Here is a 22,080-nt window from a genome sequence, read left to right as displayed (position 1 = left end):
CCTATTACAGTCAAATTGCGCTCTTTGTAAGGATACGGAGCACTGTCAATTTTCTCAATTATAACTTAGGAAATGACATAGTAACTCGTAGTCCGCCGCGCTCAGAAGGTTCAGCGATTATGCGACCATGATGCAACTCAACTGCCGCTTTTGCAATGGATAACCCCAAGCCTACACCACCAGACTCACGCTCTCTGGCAAGGGTTGCCCTGTAAAACGGTGAAAAAATCCGTTCACATTCTTCACTGGTTAGCCCGTCTCCGTCATCTGTAATGTGAATATACCAATGCTGCGCATCTTCGCTAAACGCTATATGCGTGACGAGTTTGCTATGACGTATTGCGTTTCGAAGAACATTCTCCACAGCACGACAAAACATCATGCTATCGATGACCACCGTCTTTTTAGGAATATCGTCAATTCTTAATTGCTTGTTTTTATTTGCAGCTTCAAAGTTAGCATCGGTCAGTACATCGTTAAGTACCAAAGACAAAGCGTGCTTTTGCATGGTCGCCTCACCAGCTTCTGCGCGACTAAGTGTGAGTAATTGACTAACTAGCGCTTCCATTCGGTCAGCTTCTCGTTCTACTCGAGATAAGGTGGCTGGGTCTACGTTTTGCTGATGGGCAAGCCCTAACGCCATTTGCAATCGCGCCAGTGGAGAACGAAGTTCGTGAGAGACATCAGCTAATAATCGCTTTTGCGCGCCCCACATTGATTCGAGCTGCTCTGCCATTTTGTTAAAGTCGCGCGCCAACTGCCCTAACTCATCCTGACGCTTGGCGGCCTTGCCCACCCGTGTTTGCCAGTCGCCGCTTGCTAAGCGTTTTGCTGAACCTTGAATATTCAAAATAGGGTTGGTCAGCGTTTTAGCAAATAACCAACTCAAAAGCGTAGTCGTTATGAGTGCTATCGCCAAAAACAACAGAACGGGAGGGGTTTGCTTCTCTGGCATATCAAGCTTTACCGCAAAAAGCGCGAAGCGTGAATTGTCTCGCTCGAAGAAAACGGGTCCTAAAATTTTAAATGCGCCCCGCTTTACCGCAATTGGAGAAGTTTGATTGACTAGACGTAGCAAATCTTCTTTATCATTATCGCGAAGAGGAGGGCCGCCCCCTGAGACAAGACGGTTGTCGCGAATATCGACAGCCACCAGCCTACCTCTTATACCACGTGAATTGCGATCAAGTGCTTCATGTAACGGTACATTTTGAAAGCGCTCGCGCTGCATTCGCTCAATAGCCTGGTTTAAATCTTCCACTTCACGGGGCTTGATTTGCACAACTTGAAGGTCTTCAAAAAAGAGGCGACTTCCCCAAATGGCCAAAAGCGATGTAACAATGAACGTTGCCCAAAACCAAAGAAATAATCGGCCCATGATGGCCCTTGTTGGGCTGATGCTGCGTAACAGTTTTACCATTAATGGTTTCCAACAATTAACATATACCCTACTCCGCGAATGGTTTTGATTTTTTCATCAACGGCTACCGCACTGATTTTCTTTCGCAAGTTACTAACATGCATATCAATGCTTCTGTCGAAAGCTTGCAGAGGCTTGCCAAGAATCTTTAAACTTATTTCTTCTTTCGTTACTCGCTGAGCGGCGTTAAGCATTAATAGGCGCAAAATTAAGAACTCGGTTGTGGTTAGCGTTAATTCCACATCGTCCACTTTAGCAAGCTGACTACTTGGGCTTAAAAAGATGCCATTCACAAATAAGTCCTGTTCCACAGCGCCTCCTGAAGCGGAAAGATTATGGCGACGCACAATCGCTTTTATTCGCGCCACCAGCTCACGGTGGTTAAACGGTTTTGGTAAGTAATCATCAGCGCCCATTTCCAGACCCAATATACGGTCGTAATCATCGCCTCTTGCAGTCAGCATAAGCACAGGTGTGCTGTGGCTAGCACGCAGCTTTTTCAATACGTCAAACCCGTCCATTTTAGGCATCATCACATCCAGCAAAATAAGGTCGTAATGACGGCCAGACACAGCCTCAGATAACCCTTCTTCACCGTCGTTACGCACTTGCACCTGATACCCCATACTCGACAGATACGCAGAAAGCATTTCTGTCAGCTCAAGGTCATCATCGATAACAAGGATAGACTGCAAATGAAAATCTGAACTCATGGTATTAAACTCTTTAACGGTTGTAACTGCTGACCTTTGATTCATGAAAGTGCCTGTAATTTTTATAAACTTCAACCTACGTTTGTGGTGAGTTTTGTCTAAATTCAACGAAAAACACTGACAAACGCATACTATATCTTTTCAGACCTCTACAATCACAAAACGGCATCACCTTTACAGAAGCTTTACAGTGCGTTGACTGCTTTTTGTATTTATCACGCTAGGATTAACGTGTCCGAACAAAAAGGAGACGACAATGAAAAAGTTATTAATTGCTAGTGCAACTGTAGCGGCGATTAGTTTAGGTGGATTTGCGTTGGCGCAGCCAGCAGGCCCAGGTATGCGTCACCATGAACCGGTTAAAGAAATTGTTAAACACCTTCGCGGTTTAAGCTTAAGTGACGTACAACGCGAAGAGATAAAAACACTCGTAAGCGCATTTAAAGACGCTAACCCTCGAGTTGAATATCAAGATAGTGAAAAGCCAGATTTCGATTTTGAAACCGCTTCTGAGGCACAAATCAGTGCTTTTATAGAAACTCAGTTTGAAGAGCGAGAGTCGAAACATTTTGCGCTTGCTCAACTACGCCACAATATATTTAATGTGCTAAGTGAAGAGCAGCAAGCGAAAGTCCTGACGCGTGAGGAAAGTAGGGAAGAAAAAAGAGCAGCGAAAGGTGAAAAGCGCCGCGACGCATCTAACGAGCGAAAATCACAGTTTGCAAAACGCATGGATGGTGAAGGTAAAGGCAAAAAATTCCGCGATCACGGTAAAGGTGAAAGAGGCGACAGAGATCACCAGCGCAATGGCACGCCGTTCAAAGGCATTGACCTGACCGATGACCAGTTGGCAAATCTTGCTGAGCTTCGTGAATCATTCAAGGACACATCCAATGCGAACAGAGAAACACTGCGTAGCTTTAAAGATGCCCAACGTGACCTGATTAGAAGTTCGTCTTTTTCACAAGATACGTGGAACGCGCTTGTTGCCCAGTACAAAGAAGACCTTATCAGTGCAGGTGTTGAAAAGGCCAAACAGCGCCAAGCCATGTTTGCCGTATTAACGCCTGAACAGAAAGCTGAGTTAAAAGCGCAGCGCGAAGATTGCCGAAAACTACGTGATTTACTGCGTTCATAATCTTCAGTAACACCCTAACCCACCGTAAAAAGTGCTGGCCTTGGCCAGCCTTTTTTATGGCTGGCTTTCAACCTGCTGACTTTCTATTAAACTGCGCTTCACCCACAATGTTTGACGTCACCGAATTTGAGCTAAAAGCTGACTGCTAAAAATTCGGTTTAACTGGCTTGTAGTCGGGTGACAAAAAAAGCGGCGACGTTATTACTAGGTCAGCTGTGGCTGGTGTGCAGGCGACTGGTACATTCCATACCGAACATAGACGTAACAGCGCTTTAACGTCAGGGTCGTGAGGCGCTGGATTCAGCGGGTCCCAGAAAAAGAAAAGTGCATCTAGCTTATTTTCGGCGATGAGCGCTCCTATTTGCTGATCTCCCCCTAGAGGACCACTTTTATAGCGTGTAACTTCCAGTCCAGTTTCTTTGGCAACCAAGCCGCCTGTGGTGCCTGTGCCCACTAAATTACATTGTTTAAGCACCTCTATGTGCTGCTTAACCCAAGCTAGTAGCTCAGGCTTTTTATGATCGTGCGCAACAAGCGCCAAGGTAAGTTTGCCCATTTTATTTTCCGAGTTAATCCCAACAACCAATGCTTAAGCCCACTGACGACAGCCATTAACGTCCCATCTGAGTTCTGTTAAAAGCTACTGCCAGCGTTTTCCCCGCGCATTATTAAAAGCAATGTTCATCGATAACGAAGACTGTTAATGCACCGTATGTCGAAGTGAGTATAAATATTCAGTTCAAACGGGCAACTTGTCAACTTACTGTAACAACTATAAATATATTATTAGCTACATTTTTTATTGCGTAGACGCCACACCACCGACTTAAAATATTTATACATTTTTATTGCATAAACATTCAAATTAGATACACTAGTCGACGGTTAAAGCATCCAACTCACAATTTTGAGTTGCGACTTGATAGGAATTGATGATGACACAACCAACTCGCGTTGTTGGTTCAACCACTGGCAACCATAAAGAGTTTACCTCTCCCCTGGCTGGCTACACGATGCATAGCGTACGACGATGCGTGCGCCTTTCTATGCTTTTGCGGTAGCACACTTTTTACCTTTGTGATGTGGTCGCGGTTAGGCAACGAATAACGCCCAACCAGTTTACAAAGGTAAAAAGTGATTTTTTTCTCCTTTTATTGAATTTTTGATTATGTACAACGTTTCAATTATTGGTGCCAGTGGTTACACAGGGGCACAACTCGTTCAGTTGGTTATTCAACACCCAAAACTAGTATTGGCGGGCACTTACGTGTCTGAGAATAGTAGCGACGCGGGTAAGAACATTGCAGAGCTTCACGGTAACTTGGCTCACATCAACTCTACACTCACACCAATTTCGGATGCGGCATTAGAAGAAATGGCTGACGGTGTCGATTTTATCTTTCTTGCCACACCGCACGAGGCGAGCCACGACTGGATGCCTGTCTTATCTTCAGGCAAAGCCAAAGTGCTCGATTTGTCGGGTGCATTCAGGCTAAAAGACACCAATGTCTTCGAACAGTTCTACGGCTTTCCACATACGCAAGAGCAAAGCTTAGCTCAAGCTGTTTACGGCCTTGCCGAGTGGCATGAAGCGCAAATTGCCAACGCTGACGTGATCGCTGTGCCGGGGTGCTACCCCACTGCAAGCCTTAGTGCGCTGAAACCTCTTGCACATAATAATTTACTGGATGAAAGCGTACGCCCAGTAATTAACGCTGTTTCAGGCGTATCGGGTGCAGGAAGGAAAGCCAGCCTAACCACCAGCTTTTTTGAAGTTAGCCTGCAGGCATACGGCGTGCTAGGTCACCGCCATACCCCAGAAATTGAAGCTTACTTGGGCACCCCTGTTATCTTTACGCCGCACTTGGGTAATTTTAAACGGGGGATTTTGGCGACCGTGACCGTTAAGATTAAAGCTGGTACCACCAGCGCACAACTTGAACAAGCGTACACTGACGCCTATGCTGATAAACCCATTGTGCGTTTGCGCAAGAGTTTTCCAAAAATTGACGACGTTGCTCATACCCCATTTGTTGATCTTCATTGGAAGTTAGATGAAGCATCTGGATACGCAGTGATTACCGCTGCAATCGACAACGTAATGAAAGGTGCTGCCTCTCAGGCAATACAGTGCCTTAACATAATGACGAAACAACCAGTAGAGACAGGGTTAGTACTATGAGTGTTTCACCAATTGTAATTAAAGTTGGCGGTGCATTACTCGACGATACCGCCGCAATGACACGTTTATTTCTAAGCGTAAAAGACGTGCAGGCCACACGCCCCGTGGTAGTGGTTCACGGAGGCGGACCATTAGTGGAGACGCTTATGGCGAGTCTTGGTCTTCAAAGCACAAAAATTGATGGCCTTCGGGTTACGCCCGATGAACATATGCCTTATATCTGCGGAGCCCTCGCTGGCTCTGCCAACAAGCAGCTATGCGCAGCGGCTTTGGCTTCAGGCTTAACCCCTGTTGGTTTGTCGTTGTTAGACGGTAATATGGTGGTGTGTGAGCCTCTAGCTGACCAGTATGGTGCCGTGGGCGTGCCGTCGACAGCAGACGCATCATTTCTAAAAAGCGTATTAGCCCAGTCAACACTACCGGTAATCAGTTCTATTGGTTCAAGCCCACAAGGTAGATTGCTAAATGTAAATGCCGATCAAGCCGCAACAGTTATTGCTGAGCTTCTTAACGCTGAGCTTTTACTTCTTTCCAATGTTGACGGTGTGTTAGACGGTGACAAATTGCTAATTAGCGAACTTAGCGCTGCAAGCATATCGAAGTACGCAGATGAAGGCGTTATTACCGACGGGATGAAGGTAAAAGTGGATGCGGCACTCGCGTCTGCAGAGAATTTAGGCCGCGCGGTTTACATCGCGAGTTGGGCCGCCGACATCAACGACATTTTAAATAAGAAAACGGGCACGCAAATACTGCCCTCAGCCCTGACAAATACACCGTCAAAAAACGCTGATTTACCCCACACCGACTTTACAAAAGGCAATGCCGGAGAAGTACAATGAAACAGGACCTACTAACCTTTGCAGACTGGACACCCGACGCAATGAAAAACTTGCTGCAATTGGCTGTAGAAATTAAACAAGCCCCAGCAAGTTACAGCAACGTGCTTGCGGGGAAATCAATTGTTGCCCTGTTTGAAAAGCCGTCTTTGCGAACCCGCGTTAGCTTCGATATTGGTATTAACAAGCTTGGCGGCCACATGGTGTATTTAGATGTGCAGTCGGGCAAATTAGCCGGCCGTGAAGACGCAGTAGACACCGCCGCTAACCTTGCATGTTGGGCTGACGCCATAGTCGCTCGTGTATTTTCTCACAGCACGCTGGAAACCTTTTCTAAGGCTGCAAATGTGCCCGTTATCAACGCATTGTGTGATAAATATCATCCATGCCAAGGCCTTGCAGATTACCTCACTATGTTTGAACGCTTCGGCAAAACCGAAGGTCTTACCATGGCTTATGTAGGCGACGGCAACAATGTAACTCACTCACTATTAATTGTTGGTGCGCTGCTAGGTTGCAACCAAGTTGTAGTCACGCCAGAGGGCCACGAAGCGGCACCTGAAATTGTGGCACAGGCCAAAGCGATTGCCGAGAAAACGGGTGTATCGATTGTTGAAAGCACCGACCTTAGTGCCGCTAACGGTGCAGACGTTATCTATGCAGATACATGGCTTTCAATGGGTGACGAGACGCCACTTGAAGTGATCAAAGAAAAGTTCATGCCTTATCAGGTGAACGAAGCGTTGATGGAAGCAACCGGTGCTAGCTATGTTATGCATTGCCAACCTGCCCATCGCGATTTAGAAATTACGGGCTCGTTGATTGATAGCGATAAATCGCTATTAATGCAGCAAGCCGAAAATAGAATGCATGGCCAAAACGCCATCCTTACTCAATTACTTAACGCTTAAAAAGACGCCTAAAAGACGCTTAGAAGGATTATTTAGATGCAAAACGTTAAAAAAATCGTGCTGGCCTATTCAGGCGGGCTTGATACATCAGCCATCATTCCATGGCTTAAAGAAAACTATGGCTGTGAAGTTGTCGCGTTTGCAGCAGATGTGGGTCAAGGTGATGAAGAACTAGAAGGTCTTCATGAAAAAGCTATCGCATCAGGCGCAAGCGAATGCCACATTGTTGATTTAAAAGAAGAGTTCGTAAGCGAATATATCTTCCCAACTATTACTACAGGTGCGGTTTACGAAGGTGAATACCTGTTGGGTACGTCAATGGCACGCCCGGTTATCGCCAAAGCGCAAGTTGAGATTGCACGTAAAGTAGGTGCCGACGCGCTATGCCACGGCTGTACCGGTAAAGGCAACGACCAGGTTCGCTTTGAAAGCACCTTTGCTGCTCTAGCCCCTGATCTTACGGTTATTGCGCCATGGCGTGAGTGGGATATGGTAAGCCGTGAAGACCTATTGGCTTATCTGGCAGAGCGCAATATTCCAACCACAGCGTCAGCAACCAAAATTTACAGCCGTGATGCAAACGCATGGCACATCTCACACGAGGGCGGCGAGCTTGAAGATCCATGGCAAGAGCCTACCAAGCAAGTGTGGACCATGACGGTTGATCCTGAAGATGCACCTGATACTCCAGAGCGCGTAACCCTGTCTTTTGACGAAGGAAAACTGACTCACGTTGATGGTGAGGCACTATCGCCTTATCAAGCACTAGTTAAACTTAATACTGTAGCTGCGGCGCACGGTGTTGGACGTATCGACATTGTTGAAAACCGCCTTGTAGGTATGAAGTCACGTGGCTGTTATGAAACGCCAGGAGGCACCGTACTGCTTAAAGCGTATAAAGCCCTAGAAACTATGGTGCTAGATAAGGCTGCGCTTAAATACCGTGAGCAAATTGGCCTTGAGTTCTCTCACGTGATGTACGACGGCCGTTGGTTCACCGCCCTTAACGATGCGCTACTTGCTGGTGCTGCTTCTTTTGCGAAGAAAGTGACAGGCGATATCGTGGTTAAGCTATACAAAGGCCAAGCTACGGTAACACAGCGTCGTTCACCTAATAGTCTTTACTCTGAAGACTTTGCCACCTTTGGTGCTGATGATGTTTACGACCAGAAGCACGCTGAAGGCTTCATCCGCCTATTCAGTCTTTCAAGTCGTATCGAAGCACTGAAGAAACAAGGTGAACAGTAAGCATTACCTACAAAAGTAAAGCTTAAGGCAGAAAAGTATTTAAGGAGCATCACATGGCGTTGTGGGGTGGCCGGTTTGAATCCGGTGCAAGTAGTATGTTTAAACAGGTTAACGACTCGCTACCGTTTGACCAAGTTATGGCGAGCCAAGATATTCAAGGCTCTATCAGCTGGTCGCGTGCGCTGCAAAAAGCAGGTGTATTGACCGTTGACGAACAAGCCCAGCTTGAATCCGCACTGAGCGAGTTGAAAGCGAAAGCTGATGCAGGTGAACTAGACTTTAACGCATCTAGCGAAGAAGACATTCACAGCTTTGTTGAAGCTGCGCTCATAGAGAAGCTTGGCGACATTGGTCGTAAACTTCATACCGGGCGTAGCCGAAACGATCAGGTTGCTACCGACTTTCGCCTGTGGGTACGTGAACATATTGCCTCACTTCGCACTGATGTTTTAGGTGTAATAAAGTCGCTTCTTAATGCCGCTAGCCGTCATCAAGAAGCGATCATCCCAGGTTACACGCACTTACAGCGTGCACAGCCTATTCACTTTGCCCACTGGTGCTTGGCTTACGTTGAAATGCTAAAGCGTGACTTAAGCCGTTTAGACGACCTAAAAGTACGCATGAATCAGTGCCCTTTAGGTTCAGGCGCATTGGCAGGCACTACTTTCCCTGTAGACCGTCACGCCATTGCTGAAGAACTGGGTTTTGATTCTCCATGCCTAAACAGCCTAGACGCAGTGTCTGACAGAGACTTTGTGCTAGAGCTTTTGTTTGTAGCCAGCACCAGCATGATGCACTTGTCACGTCTTGCCGAAGACATGATTTTTTATAACTCTGGCGAAGCAGGATTCTTACAGCTTGGCGATAGCGTAACCTCTGGTTCATCGCTTATGCCCCAGAAGAAAAACCCTGATGCACTTGAATTAATGCGCGGTAAATGTGGCCGTGTGTTTGGTTCTTTGCAGGCGCTCTTAGTTACCATGAAGGGTCTTCCACTTGCGTATAACAAAGACATGCAAGAAGACAAAGAAGGCGCTATCGACACCGTAAACCAGTGGCACATTTGTTTGTGCATTGCCAGCGAAGTGCTTGACTCGCTGCAGTTAAACGAAGAGCGCTGTCGCGTTGCGGCAACCCAAGGGTTCTCTAACGCCACTGAGCTTGCCGATTATCTGGTAGGAAAAGGTGTACCGTTTAGAACAGGTCACGATATTGCCGGGCGTGTTGTGCTTCAGGCCATCGACAAAGGCTGCGCCATTGAAGATTTGCCACTAAGCGACATGCAAGCTATTTGCGACAAAATTGAAGACGACGTTTACCCTGTACTACAGCTAGAGTACGGCGTTAATCAACGCAATATCTTGGGCGGCACCAGCAAAGAAACCGTGACGAAAGCACTGTATCAAGAGCTGGAAGACTTGGATAAGCAAGGGTAGCGACAAGGAGCTGCTTAGATGGTATTAGCGCATCATGACGGCATAAAACTGTTTCGCAGTTCATTGCCCTATATTAATGCTCATCAGGGAAAGACATTCGTATTGATGTTCGGTGGCGAAGCCATTGAACATCCGAATTTCCCCAATATTATTCACGACATTGCCCTGCTTAACAGCTTGGGCGTGCGCGTAGTCGTAGTGCACGGTGCCCGCCCGCAGATTGATCAGCGCGTTGCCCTTCGCAACATCGAAGGTCGCTTTGAAAGCGGTGTGCGCATAACCGACAAACAAACCCTTGAGTGCGTAAAAGATGCCGCCGGCTCAGTACGTTCTCAGGTAGAAGCCTTACTTACTATGGGGCTTCCAAACTCACCTATGCACGGTTCGCAAATACGCGTGTGCTCGGGGAACTTAGTCGTTGCCAAGCCAATGGGCGTACGAGGCGGCGTTGATTTTGAAAACACCGGTTTAGTACGCCGTATAGATACCACCGGCATTAACGATCATTTGAACGATGGCTCGATTGTGCTGCTATCGCCTATGGGCTATTCATCAACGGGAGAAGTGTTTAACTTGTCTCACGAAGATGTGGCCACGCAGGCCGCGATTGCCCTCAAAGCTGACAAGCTTATTGTATTTTCAAACTTTGACGGCATATTCAATCGCGAAGGTCGCTTACTTCGCACCATTGAACGACCTCAGTTAGAACAGCTGATCATGGCAGGTGACATTACCACCGAAGATACGGTGTTAAGCGCCCTTACCACTAGTGTCGCTGCCGGCGTTCCCCGTGCTCACTGCATTAGCTTTGAAAAGGATGGCGCACTGCTTCAAGAGCTGTTCACCCGCGACGGTACAGGCTCGCTCGTAATGGAGCATCATTACGAACAGTTGCGTGCAGCCACCATTGAAGATGTGGGCGGTATCTTAAAGCTGATAAAACCGCTAGAAGAAAGCGGCGTGTTAGTGAAGCGCTCTCGTGAGCGTTTAGAGAACGAAATAAACCAGTTTATCGTCATCGTGCGCGACGGCATGATCATCGCCTGCGCAGCTTTGTATTTATACCCTGAAGACGGCTGTGCCGAATTAGCGTGTGTGGCGACCCACCAGGACTATCGCGGCAAGAACCGCGGCGAACGGATTTTAGACGAGGTGCGAGCCCGCGCCAAAGAAGCCGGCATTAGCAGTATTTTCGTATTGACCACAGTTACGGCGCACTGGTTCTTAGAACAAGGGTTTGAACCCGCAGATATCAGTGTATTACCTGCCGTAAAAAAAGAACTGTATAACTTCCAGCGCAACTCTAAAGTTTTTACCTTAACGGTGTAAAGGCTCTCTAGCCAACGTTAATCAATTAAGAAGTTTCTTTATCGTTAATTAATAAGGAAACTTCTCTCTTATTTTTATATCATATTGAAAATATTAGTGTTATTGCTGCGTTTATTACTATCACTAACATTAGTAAAGGGTTATATTAAATCACTCACCTCGGTGAGCTATTTACAACACTCTAGTATTGAACTTATTTGAACGTCAGCGGTTTACTAGTGATTTCTCGAACAATCAAAATAATAAAAAACTATCTTTTACTTAATGAAGATAACCTAAGAACCACCGATGCTGACGTGTGGCGTCTAAGTGTGCTGCGCACCATTCTAGTAATTGGTGTTGTCCTTACCTCGGCCATTGTGGCGCACTCTTCATATACTGCGTATGTACAGGAACTTTATTATGTTATGTACCTAACGCTAGGCTTCACTGCCTTTCTCTTTGCCACACTTTCAATAGGCATGAAACATATAAAGGTTGCTTCTGCATGCCTTGTACTGGCTGTTGTTGGAGCCTCACTGTGCATATTGTTTTTCACTGTTGATTTAGATTCAACGCGTTATGGCCTACTTTTGTTGTTCACGTTGCCGATTATTGTCCGTGTTCTATACGGCGTGAAAGCATCTATTGCGACTATGCTGCTCAACCTCATTCCGTATTATTTCTTGCTTAATAATACGCAAGTAGCCCCTTTATTTGGCATTGACATTACACTGCCCGACACCCATACCTATCTGTCGTCATTAATTTTCCTGTTTTTCAATTTTTGTATTCCAATGGCGGTGTTACGAGTAATGTCGTCTTTAGAAAGGCAGTCTGAGCACAATTTATTACAGAGCAAAAAGCTTAATAAGCTCGTTAGCCGATATCAGGAAATATTCAACAACGGTGGCACTCCGTCTTTCTTTTGTGATGAACAAGGACGCATAATTCAGGCAAACAAAGCTGCAAGAGCGCTAGTCAAAAAGTACCGGCCAGAGAGTGAATATATTCAAGATCTTTTCTCTTTGTCTCACCCCATCACAAAGGGCGTAAACCAGCACGCTTCCATTTTTGACGCTCCCGAACGAGAATTTAGACTTCAACCTGCTAGCCTTGAACATCACAAAAAGCAACTTATCCATTGCCACGACATATCAGCCAATAAGAAAAGCCTAATGGAGTTCGATGCGTTTAAGAAGCAGCAGTATGAGAAGCACTATTTTAATGAACTAACAGGGCTTAAAAATCATCACTTTTGGAAAAAAGCGGAATCGAGCGAGAGTATTTTAAATCGACATATTGTTTTGTTGAAATTGGCTAACCTCAGAGAAGTGAATTTGCAATACGGTTACAGTCAGGGTGACCAGTTGCTTTTAAGCGTAGCGTCGCTATTACAAAGCGAATTCGCTAATGATGTCGCGGTTTATCAATTCCCTGGCGCTAAATTTTTATTTACCGTGCACGGCAAACACCTTTCAACACAAACTATAGATCATTACCTAGAACGTCGATTGCCCACCAGCATGGTCATCAATTCAGCGCGAGGTAGTGTAGAACATCCGCTGAAATGGCGTGCGGGGCATTATCATGCCAGTCGTGAAATTAGTTTAGATGCTGCCGCTGAATGCTGCGCAATAGCCCTTAGCCAAAGCGAGGATTTCGCTCCTTTTATCTCGTTTAGCATCAATACAGTGAAAACTATTCGAGAAAACACACAACAAAAAGACAAAGTAAAAGCCCTTCTTGATAACGGATGCCTTGCCTTGTACCTGCAGCCACAGGTATCGATTCACGGCACTACTGTAGGCTACGAAGTGCTGGCTAGATTGAAAGAGCCAAAATCCGGGACAATTCTTCAACCATTTCAGTTTCTCCCACTGGTTGAGGAAAACAAATGGGAAGTGCTATTTACACAAAAAATTATCGATGGCACCTTGGCACTTTTAGACAATTGGCCTAGCAACTTACCAAAGGTTCCATTGGCGATTAACTTGTCAGGCCCAGAGTTACTCAGCGACCTCTTTTATGAAAAGCTGCTGCGTCGCTTCTCAGAGACCCCAGAACTGGGTGAGCGCCTCAAGTTAGAGTTAACAGAAACATCTGTATTAGCCAGCCATAATGAGACTAAGCGCCGCTTGACGTCATTAGCCAATGTGGGAGCAACCATTATTATTGACGACTTCGGAACCGGCCACGCATCGCTTTCGCAGCTTATAGATATGTCTGCCAGCATCATAAAGGTAGATAGAGAGTTTGTAGAAAGAGTGGAAACGTCTGAACGACATCGCAAAATTGTTAAGATGACCCTGGACCTTGCTAAGAGTCTAGATATGCAGACCATTGCCGAAGGGGTGGAAACACAGGCTCAGCTGCGTGTACTTAAAGACATGGGTTTCAATATTTTCCAAGGCTATTTGTTTGGTAAGCCGGCTCCTGTTGAGCATTGGGTTAAGACCTCAAAAGCTCGCGCATAAACACATCCCAATCGCTCTAAGCGTTCTGCATACGTAATCATCAGAAATTGAAATAGTCATACTATTGCAAATCTTAACCACCGGCGCTTTACTGGTATGACCAGAAGCCTGATAAACACTAAGGTACTCCCTGTGAGCAAGACGATGATAAAGGACATTCAAGTGACCTGTGAAGATGGTATGCATCTGACCGCTTCACTCTACACGCCTCCATCACCAGCCAAAGCAGCTGTCATGATTGGCCCTGCAACGGGTATAAAACGGCAATTCTACAGCGCTTTTGCCACTTATTTATGTGAACAAGGGTATGGCGTTATTACCTTCGATAACAGAGGCATTGGCGGTTCGGTAAAAGGCAGCGTTAAACAAAGTGATGCGTCGCTAGTGACATGGGGCGAACAAGATATGCCCGCGGTATTAGAGACATTGAAAGTTCAATTCCCTAATGTGCCCTATTTTCTTGTTGGTCATAGTGCTGGTGGTCAGCTGCTGGGGTTGATGCACAATGTGCACGACCTTACTGCCTTTTGTAATTTTGGTAGCTCTTCGGGCAGTCTAAGAAACATGCGTAAAAGCTATTTGCTAAAAGCCCATTTCTTTATGAATTTCTATATTCCCGTAAGTAATTTGCTGTTCGGTCATACCAAATCTCAATGGGTAGGCATGGGAGAACCACTACCTAAAAAGGTGGCGCGCCAGTGGCAAAAATGGTGTAACGGTAAAGGCTACGTAAAAACAGGCTTTGGCAGTGATATTAACCAGCATCATTACGACACCATTCAAATACCTTCTAAGTGGTTACTCGCCAACGACGACGACATTGCTAATATTCACAATGTTCACGATATGATTAGCATTTTCCCCAATATGGAAGCAGAAGTGGAGGAGCTAGACCCTCAGGCCTACAACGTAAAGGAAATAGGTCACATGAAGTTTTTCTCGCGGAAGTGTCAGCATTTATGGCCTAAGGTTACCAATTATTTTAATCAGTACGTCTGAATTAACGTGTTATAGCAGTGTCGTGACAACGTGGCTCTGCGCACTATCGATGCTTACTCAAAGAACAGGTAAATATATAATTTGTCGTCTATAGTGTTGTTATAAAAGACCTGTGAACCAGCAGGTTAAATGTAAAACAAGAAATATAACAACGTTACAAAATCGCTTTTCATACCAGTGTTATATTGCGCAACATACAAATGATGACTCAATGAAAAAAGATACGCGACAAAAAATCTTAGATGCCGCTTCGGCGCTATTTTTAAAAGGTGGCATTAACGCACTGAGTGTTCGCGCCATTGCCAAAGGCGCCGGAATGTCCACGATTGGCATCTATAGTCACTTTAAAGGTAAGCAAGGTATTTTAGACGCGCTTTATATTGAAGGGACTGAACTGATAGAGCGCGAAATATTAGCGGCAGATGGCAATACCCCAGCAGAGAAAGTCATTAACGGCTGCGAGCGTATTCTGAGCTTTTCTGAAACGCACGTGGCTCACTACCAGCTTATTTTCTCTTCTAATTTAAAGGGCTATACGCCCTGTGAAGATGCCATTGAAGCAAGTGAAAAAGCTTTTAGCACCTTCACAAACCTCACCACGGCACTAATCAAGAAAGAACTTTCTACTGATGACAAACAGAGCGTGGCTATGCAGCTATGGGCACTTAGTCATGGTTATATCACCTTAAGTCAGCATCACTCCAGCAACTACCTCACTGATAATAATTGGAAAGAGCGCGCGCTTCAGGCAATACGCCTGCACGTTTACGCCCTCGTCGCTACCAAGTAGAAAAAAGGGGTCAGAGTACATTTCAATAATGTACTCTGACCCCATTTACTGTTATTTGCTTGCTACCGCTTTTCTCACGCGAGCGCCATAATCGCTGTCGGCTAAATCGTATTGTACAAACATGGCTTCTTGAACGTCCTTCGTAGCTTGGATTAAGCCTTCAGCAATGTTGTTTACCAATTGCTGCTTTTGGTCTTCACTCATAATGCGGTAAAGGTCACCAGCCTGTGAGTAGTTATCTTCGTCACGGTTATCGTAAATATCTAACCATGCGTCTTGCTCTAGCGGCATAGGCGGCTCTTGAAACTCTGGCGCTTCCGCTGGCTCACCAACTCGCGCGCGATTGTTGGGGTAAAAGTTCGCTCCACTTCCTGCAAGTGCTGGATTAATTCCCGCAAAGGCTCCATCTCGTTGGTAATTGTGCACTGGGCAACGCGGCGCGTTTACCGGAATTTGATTGTAGTTCGCACCAATTCGATACCTATGTGCATCTTGATAGCCAATTAGTCGCGCTTGAAGCATTCTGTCTGGCGATGCACCAATGCCGGGAACCAAATTGCTCGGCGCAAACGCTGCTTGTTCCGTTTCAGCAAAGTAGTTATCCACATTACGGTTTAATTCCAACTGCCCTACTTCAATGAGTGGAAAGTCGCTGTGCGGCCATACCTTCGTTAGGTCAAACGGATTAATGTGGTAATTACGCGCTTCCTCTTCAGTCATAATCTGCACATTCACGGTCCACGATGGAAAATCGCCGTTATCAATGCTTTCGACCAGATCTTGCTGAGCGCCATAGGCAGGCATCTTTGCCGCTTCTTCGTTAGTTAGCGTTTTAATACCTTGGTTAGTTTTAAAGTGCCATTTCACCCAATAGCGTTCGCCTGCGTTATTCCAGAAACTCAACGTATGCGAGCTATAGCCATTCACGTGGCGATATGAAAGGGGAATACCGCGGTCAGACATCAAGATTGTCGATTGATGTAATGACTGAGGGTTGTTCGCCCAAAACTCATAGACTGCCTGCGGGTCTGGCAAGTTAGTACGCGGGTTCTTCTTTTGACTGTGAATAAAATCTGGAAACTTGATGCCATCTCGTAAGAAGAATACCGGGGTATTATTGCCTACCATGTCCCAGTTCCCCTGATCGGTATAAAACTTCACTGAGAAACCACGAGGGTCACGGGCATAATCACTTGAATCCTGACCGCCGCCTACAGTGGAAAAGCGCAAGAACACATCGGTTTTCTGCCCCTCTTTCTGCAGGAAGTTTGCAATCGTGTAGTCAGATAAGCTTTTAGTTAGCGTAAAGGTTCCATACGCAGCACTGCCCCTTGCGTGAACTACGCGCTCTGGAATTCGCTCGCGATTAAAGTGCGCAAGCTTCTCAAACAAATAATGATTGTCGAAAGTCACCGGCCCGCGTGGACCCGCTGTTCGGCTTTGGTTGTCATTAGCAACAGGCGCACCATTGCTAGACGTTAGCGTAGTAGGTTTAATAGCTTCACCTGAAAATGGACACTTACTCATTGCGAATTCCTTCTGGTTCGTTTCTCACCGATTTTTAGTCTTACTAAAATTGGATGCTGGTGTGTGATTAAAGAAACAGTATTAATCACGTTTTTCGTTGAAAAGAATGTTCGCTGATTCAGTTAAACAATTAAAGTGAACAAAATAGATAGTCCTAATCGTGATTTTAAATCATGGCCATGATCTGACTTTAAGTTATGGAGAAGAATGGCTGAGCTTAGCGTGTTGAGAAAAGACAATCTTAGACTGTCTAAAACATGAGTTTGAAGGGAGCCAAAATTTGTATCATTTAATTTCAAACCATCAAGCGGGCGCTAGGGAGTTTCGAGGACAGCAACACCAGAACTAGTTGGTATTACTTTTTTGCAATGAAGGTCTAGCGTTGGTTCTTGTGCGTAACTAAATAGACAAAAGTTGGTAAATTACTAGGGCTTGCGACATGACAAAGCCACTCATCTTCATTACTGGTTTTTTGATGCTGTGCATGATCACTTTTGCGTCTTGGAAAACGTTTGAAGCCTTGAGCCATTTCAATGATAAGAATACCGAGCTCACCTTTATGGGCAGTTCGGGGTGGCAGTGGCATAACAAATCACAAGGGCTTCAAATAAAGCGATTGGAAGGCCAATTGCCTGCTATACGAAAAGTTTCAAACAGCAAAGAATATGCATCGCTAGTTACCATTACCAAAAACGGTCACTATCGCGGCTTTGTGTTTTTTGACCAAGACTGCGAAGAAGGCGCGATGGTCTCTGAAAGAGTGACTTACAGCGGCGCCGAAGAAGCAAAACTCGAAGTTTTGCACTGCCTACACGGAAAGCTGGTGTATATGAAAAGCTGGTCAGCAAAACCCACCGGACGCTGGCGAGGCCGTGTGGGTAACTTTGAATTTGACGAAGCCTTGAGCGAGTGGGATTTCACACCACTTCAACAAGCCTATCTAAAAAGTGTGGCAGAACTCATCTGAAAATTGGGGTCAGAGTACTTTTTAAATGTACTCTGACCCCATTATTTAGGCTTTGGCGAGTGCGTCGTCGATATCTTTGGCGCTGTGGCGGTTTTCCAACTGACCGTCGTCGCCCCACGTTCTATTTACAATGCGGCCACGTTTAACGCCTTCTCGCTGCTCTAATTGCTTAGCCCAGCGGACCAAATTGGTGTACTCGTGCACCTGAAGAAAAGTCGCTGCGTCGTATAAATTACCTAGTACCAAGTTACCGTACCATGGCCAAATAGCCATATCAGCAATGCTATATTCGCTGCCAGCCATGAACTCATTGTTTGCTAGGTGCTTGTCTAGCACATCTAGCTGACGCTTAGTTTCCATGGTAAAGCGGTTGATAGGATATTCCATTGGGTAAGGCGCATAGCTGTAGAAGTGCCCGAAACCACCGCCTAAGTATGGCGCTGAGCCCACCTGCCAGAACAGCCAGTTGAAGCATTCTGCCTTGGCATGAGCGTCTTGGGGAATGAACTTACCGAACTTTTCAGCGAGGTAAACTAAAATAGAACCCGACTCAAACAGCATGGTTTCTGGCGTCGTTGTCGTGTCGACCATGGCAGGAATTTTACTATTCGGGTTAACGTCAACAAACCCAGAAGAAAATTGATCGCCTTCACCAATGTTTATTAGCCAAGCGTCGTATTCTGCTTCACTTACGCCAGCAGCTAACAGCTCTTCTAACATGATGGTAACTTTCTGACCGTTAGGCGTAGCTAACGAGTAAAGCTGCAAACCATGTTCGCCATTGGGACGAGCCTTTTCATGGGTAGCGCCCGACACTGGCCTATTGATACTGGCCCACTTGTTGCCATCATCTTCAGCCTGACTCCAAACTTCTGGTGGTGTATAGTTACTTTCTGTCGACATAGCAGCTCCTTTGAATGTTTTTATCGTTAAGGTTAGTGCAATACATAGCTATAAAGAACTATTTTTAAAGATATATGGCTCAACCCTGTCGACTAACAAACGCCGATATACGTTTATTGACATAAAAAAGCCGCGCTTTGGCTATGCCCAGAGCGCGGCTTTGTGAATAAAAGGCGAGCAGTCCTTTGCCCGCAAACTGGTACTATTCGATAGTCACCGTCGTGGTGTCGCCAGCTACTACTGTGGCAATATCGATAGTTTGTAAAAAGAAACCGTCTTCTGCGTCTTCATCTGTTTCAGGCTCATCAAATAGCGCTGTGCATGAAAAGCTTAGCGAGTACTCGCCTTGAGGCATGAAGCCCGCGGTAAAATTGAATGTTTCGTCTGACTCGTTATACGTTACTGGTACAACAGTGAATGGGCGCAGTTCGGTATCGTCTACGCCAGCATCGGCGTCATCACCAAGGGTGTCTAGAAGGTTCTGTTCACCTTCGTAAATATAAACTGCATTACCAACGAACATGTCGGTTTTAACAGCGCACTTCTCGTCCATCACTAGCGTGCCATCTACCGTGCCGTTTAACGTTCCTACGTCGTCATTTAACACCAGGCGAACACCGCGAGGTTTCAGCATAATGACTTCTTGCCCCACTGGATCGACTAAGCTTTTTCTTAAATCGAACTCAACGGTGTAGGCTGCGTCAAAGTTAGGCTGCGCTGTGAAACCGTCAAGTTTCAGCTCGCCACTTGGCACGCGAATAGGGTACGTTCCCTCATTAGTCACGATGTAAGAATCTTCCGTTACACTGAGGCGTAGTTGATTGTAGTCACCTACTGGGATTTCAGTATCTTCTACGATAACTTCAAATTGCTCGCCCGGTAGCGACAACAAGTCGATGCTTCGAGGGTCACCGTTTTCGTCTTCAACAGAAAACGTAATTGGTGATTCGTTGCCAATTAATTCAACTTCATCGAAATACACCACTACTTCACTGGCATCATCTACAGGGGCGTCAGAAACTGAAAGGGAAAAGGTACTCGTGGTGGGCGTTGGCTGGTCTTCAACCTTATCATCTGAGCCTCCACACGCGCTGAGCGTGGCAAGTGCGGCCATCACCAATGATGTAGAAAACGAGCGTTTAATGATTCGAGAATATAAAGAGTTTGGGCCGTTTTTAATTTTTTTCATCGCTAACACCTACTTTTCCTATTTTTGTGTTTCAAGAGGTGCAGTATCAATGATTGTGCCAACAACAAATTACACATAAATAACAACAACTTAACTAGAAAAGTCTGAGTTGCCTTGTATGTTAGAGGAAGGAAATGTTGCGCATAGGCAACACCTTTTTACATAAGATAAATATTACTTAGGAAAAGGAATGAAATACGTACAGTTAAGCCACTGTATTACATTTGTTTTTGCGCGGAGATAACGGATAAAAGTATAAGTTACACATATAAAAAAAGCAGGCTTAGCCTGCTTTTTCAAAAACGTTAGCTGTTTTTAGATGCTAACACGCTTGTAAGGGCGGTATTCTGCCTTCCAGAAGTTGCGTTCTATGCTGGCGCGCAATGCGTCTTCAGACATCTCAAGCGCTAGTCCTTGCTCCATAGCAACTTTACCCACTTCAAAAGCAATCTCACGACTAATTTCAGCAATTGCAGCAAGTGGTGGCAATAGTGAGCCTTGACCTGTGTTGACTAATGGCGACGCCGAAGCTAGCGCATTACTTGCCGCCATCAACATTTCATCGCTGATTAGCTTCGCTTTTGATGCAACAACACCAAGGCCAATGCCTGGGAATATGTAAGAGTTATTGCACTGAGCAATAGGGAACACTTTACCGTTGTACTCAACAGGTTTAAACGGACTACCCGTAGCAATAATCACTTCACCTTCTGTCCACTCAATCACTTGCTCTGGACGCGCCTCTACCTGACGAGAAGGGTTACTTAACGGGAAGATGATCGGTAGCTCACAGCCTTGTTTCATGGCACGAATAACTTGTTCAGTGAACAAGCCTGGCTGGCCTGAAACGCCAATTAGTACGTCTGGCTGGGCGCAGTGCATAACATCTAGCAGTGACGCGTAATCACCACTGAATGTCCAATCCGCTAGGTCTTCGTTTTTCTGCTGAAGTTTTTGCTGGAAGTCGCGTAAGCCTTCCATGCCTTCGGTTACCAAACCAAAACGATCAATCATGAACACTTGCTTACGCGCTTGTTCGTCAGTCAGTCCTTCAAAGACCATCTGCTGTATTAGCATTTCTGCAATACCGCAGCCTGCCGAACCCGCACCCACAAACACGACCTTCATGTCACGCAGCTTTTGCTGCTTGGTTTTGCAAGCCGCCAAAATAGTGCCAAGGGTAACGGCAGCAGTCCCCTGAATATCATCGTTAAAACAGCACACGTCGTTACGATAGCGATTTAATAACGGCATAGCGTTTGGCTGCGCAAAATCTTCAAATTGAATCATCACGTCAGGCCAGCGTCGCTTCACAGCGTTAATGAACATATCTACGAATTCGTCGTACTCTTCCTGACCAATACGCGGATGGCGTGCCCCCATATACATTGGGTCGTTTAGCAGCTTTTCGTTGTTAGTACCAACATCTAGCATGACTGGCAATGTGTACGCAGGGCTAATTCCACCGCACGCGGTGTAAAGGGAAAGCTTACCGATAGGGATGCCCATACCGCCAATACCCTGATCGCCTAACCCTAAAATTCGCTCACCATCGGTCACAACAATCACTTTCACTTTTCGCTTAGTGGCATTGCGAACGATGTCATCTAACTGGTGGCGTTCTTCATAAGACACGAATAATCCACGCGAGCTGCGGTAGATATCAGAAAACTGTTCACATGCATCACCGACTGTTGGGGTGTAGATGATGGGCATCATCTCATCAATGTGCTTTTGAATTAGGCGGTAGAACAAGGTTTCATTGTTGTCTTGAATCGCACGCAGGTAAATATGCTTATTTAGAGCTTCATCGAAGCTACTGTATTGCATATAGGCACGTTCAACTTGCTCTTCAATGGTTTCGTACCTTGGAGGCACAAGACCAGTTAAGTTAAACGCAGCGCGCTCGCGTGCCGTGAAGGCACTGCCTTTATTCAGTAGGGGCGTTTCCAGCAATGAAGGGCCGGCATGAGGAATATAAAGATATCGCTGTGAATCTTCTGACATTAGTTTTCCGATAATTGTTCAGGCAA

The 22,080-nt window shown here is 45.8% G+C and carries 18 protein-coding genes; 11 read left to right on the top strand and 7 right to left on the bottom strand.

Going from position 1 to position 22,080, the window contains the following annotated elements; genetic code table 11:
• Positions 1-58: 58 nt before the first annotated feature.
• Together BGK61_RS16645 and BGK61_RS16640 are read right to left on the bottom strand one after the other, a co-directional pair.
• Positions 59-1,420, bottom strand: a complete 1,362-nt coding sequence (locus tag BGK61_RS16645; RefSeq protein WP_076012821.1) for an ATP-binding protein — start codon at positions 1,418-1,420, stop codon at positions 59-61.
• Complete coding sequence (locus BGK61_RS16640; RefSeq protein WP_044556900.1) at positions 1,420-2,133, bottom strand: response regulator transcription factor; 714 nt, start codon at positions 2,131-2,133, stop codon at positions 1,420-1,422. Before BGK61_RS16640 ends, BGK61_RS16645 begins: the two co-directional genes overlap by 1 nt.
• 256 nt (positions 2,134-2,389) lie before the next feature.
• Between BGK61_RS16640 and BGK61_RS16635 the strand changes: the two genes are divergently transcribed.
• Positions 2,390-3,271, top strand: a complete 882-nt coding sequence (locus BGK61_RS16635; RefSeq protein ID WP_014997133.1) for a Spy/CpxP family protein refolding chaperone — start codon at positions 2,390-2,392, stop codon at positions 3,269-3,271.
• Between the two features lie 145 nt (positions 3,272-3,416).
• Here BGK61_RS16635 and BGK61_RS16630 read toward each other — a convergent pair whose 3' ends face one another.
• The gene (locus BGK61_RS16630; RefSeq protein ID WP_014978142.1) at positions 3,417-3,827 is read right to left on the bottom strand and encodes a methylglyoxal synthase; all 411 of its coding nucleotides are present in this window, start codon (positions 3,825-3,827) and stop codon (positions 3,417-3,419) included.
• 612 nt (positions 3,828-4,439) lie between these two features.
• Between BGK61_RS16630 and argC the strand changes: the two genes are divergently transcribed.
• From argC to BGK61_RS16585, 9 genes are all read left to right on the top strand, one after another.
• Positions 4,440-5,453: an N-acetyl-gamma-glutamyl-phosphate reductase gene (gene argC, locus BGK61_RS16625; protein WP_014997132.1), complete on the top strand. Its 1,014-nt coding sequence runs from the start codon at positions 4,440-4,442 to the stop codon at positions 5,451-5,453.
• On the top strand, positions 5,450-6,295 hold the full coding sequence (gene argB / locus BGK61_RS16620; protein ID WP_014997131.1) for an acetylglutamate kinase: 846 nt from the start codon (positions 5,450-5,452) through the stop codon (positions 6,293-6,295). The genes argC and argB overlap by 4 nt, the downstream gene beginning before the upstream one ends.
• Positions 6,292-7,203: an ornithine carbamoyltransferase gene (locus tag BGK61_RS16615; RefSeq protein ID WP_014997130.1), complete on the top strand. Its 912-nt coding sequence runs from the start codon at positions 6,292-6,294 to the stop codon at positions 7,201-7,203. The genes argB and BGK61_RS16615 overlap by 4 nt, the downstream gene beginning before the upstream one ends.
• A 36-nt stretch (positions 7,204-7,239) precedes the next feature.
• Positions 7,240-8,451, top strand: a complete 1,212-nt coding sequence (locus BGK61_RS16610; RefSeq protein ID WP_061439245.1) for an argininosuccinate synthase — start codon at positions 7,240-7,242, stop codon at positions 8,449-8,451.
• Between the two features lie 53 nt (positions 8,452-8,504).
• Positions 8,505-9,887: an argininosuccinate lyase gene (argH, locus tag BGK61_RS16605; RefSeq protein ID WP_014997128.1), complete on the top strand. Its 1,383-nt coding sequence runs from the start codon at positions 8,505-8,507 to the stop codon at positions 9,885-9,887.
• 18 nt (positions 9,888-9,905) lie between these two features.
• A complete protein-coding gene (gene argA / locus BGK61_RS16600) occupies positions 9,906-11,216 on the top strand; it encodes an amino-acid N-acetyltransferase (protein ID WP_076026115.1) in 1,311 nt (436 codons plus the stop codon).
• A gap of 218 nt (positions 11,217-11,434) precedes the next feature.
• The gene (locus BGK61_RS16595) at positions 11,435-13,672 is read left to right on the top strand and encodes a bifunctional diguanylate cyclase/phosphodiesterase (RefSeq protein WP_076011430.1); all 2,238 of its coding nucleotides are present in this window, start codon (positions 11,435-11,437) and stop codon (positions 13,670-13,672) included.
• 144 nt (positions 13,673-13,816) lie between these two features.
• Positions 13,817-14,671: an alpha/beta hydrolase family protein gene (locus BGK61_RS16590; protein WP_076011431.1), complete on the top strand. Its 855-nt coding sequence runs from the start codon at positions 13,817-13,819 to the stop codon at positions 14,669-14,671.
• A gap of 211 nt (positions 14,672-14,882) precedes the next feature.
• Positions 14,883-15,461, top strand: a complete 579-nt coding sequence (locus BGK61_RS16585; RefSeq protein ID WP_076011444.1) for a TetR/AcrR family transcriptional regulator — start codon at positions 14,883-14,885, stop codon at positions 15,459-15,461.
• 51 nt (positions 15,462-15,512) lie between these two features.
• On the opposite strand, the gene BGK61_RS16580 is transcribed toward BGK61_RS16585, so the two are convergent.
• Complete coding sequence (locus BGK61_RS16580; protein WP_076011432.1) at positions 15,513-16,988, bottom strand: catalase; 1,476 nt, start codon at positions 16,986-16,988, stop codon at positions 15,513-15,515.
• A 439-nt stretch (positions 16,989-17,427) separates the two neighbouring features.
• On the opposite strand from BGK61_RS16580, the gene BGK61_RS16575 reads away from it, so the two are divergent.
• Positions 17,428-17,955, top strand: coding sequence for a hypothetical protein (locus tag BGK61_RS16575; RefSeq protein WP_076011433.1), 528 nt, complete (start codon positions 17,428-17,430; stop codon positions 17,953-17,955).
• Between the two features lie 45 nt (positions 17,956-18,000).
• Here BGK61_RS16575 and yghU read toward each other — a convergent pair whose 3' ends face one another.
• The 3 genes from yghU to BGK61_RS16560 all read right to left on the bottom strand — a co-directional run bounded on the left by yghU (position 18,001) and on the right by BGK61_RS16560 (position 22,054).
• Positions 18,001-18,858 carry a glutathione-dependent disulfide-bond oxidoreductase gene (gene yghU, locus BGK61_RS16570; protein ID WP_076011434.1) on the bottom strand — a complete coding sequence of 286 codons (858 nt, stop codon included), beginning with the start codon at positions 18,856-18,858 and terminating at the stop codon, positions 18,001-18,003.
• 202 nt (positions 18,859-19,060) lie between these two features.
• A complete protein-coding gene (locus BGK61_RS16565) occupies positions 19,061-20,047 on the bottom strand; it encodes a DUF4382 domain-containing protein (RefSeq protein ID WP_076011435.1) in 987 nt (328 codons plus the stop codon).
• A 315-nt stretch (positions 20,048-20,362) separates the two neighbouring features.
• The gene (locus BGK61_RS16560) at positions 20,363-22,054 is read right to left on the bottom strand and encodes an NAD-dependent malic enzyme (RefSeq protein ID WP_076011436.1); all 1,692 of its coding nucleotides are present in this window, start codon (positions 22,052-22,054) and stop codon (positions 20,363-20,365) included.
• Positions 22,055-22,080: the final 26 nt, after the last annotated feature.

The organism is Alteromonas abrolhosensis (assembly GCF_001953635.1).
Taxonomy (GTDB): domain Bacteria; phylum Pseudomonadota; class Gammaproteobacteria; order Enterobacterales; family Alteromonadaceae; genus Alteromonas; species Alteromonas abrolhosensis.
The sequence above is the reverse complement of the archived record's forward strand: the minus strand, read 5'-3'. Positions and strand labels throughout refer to the sequence as shown.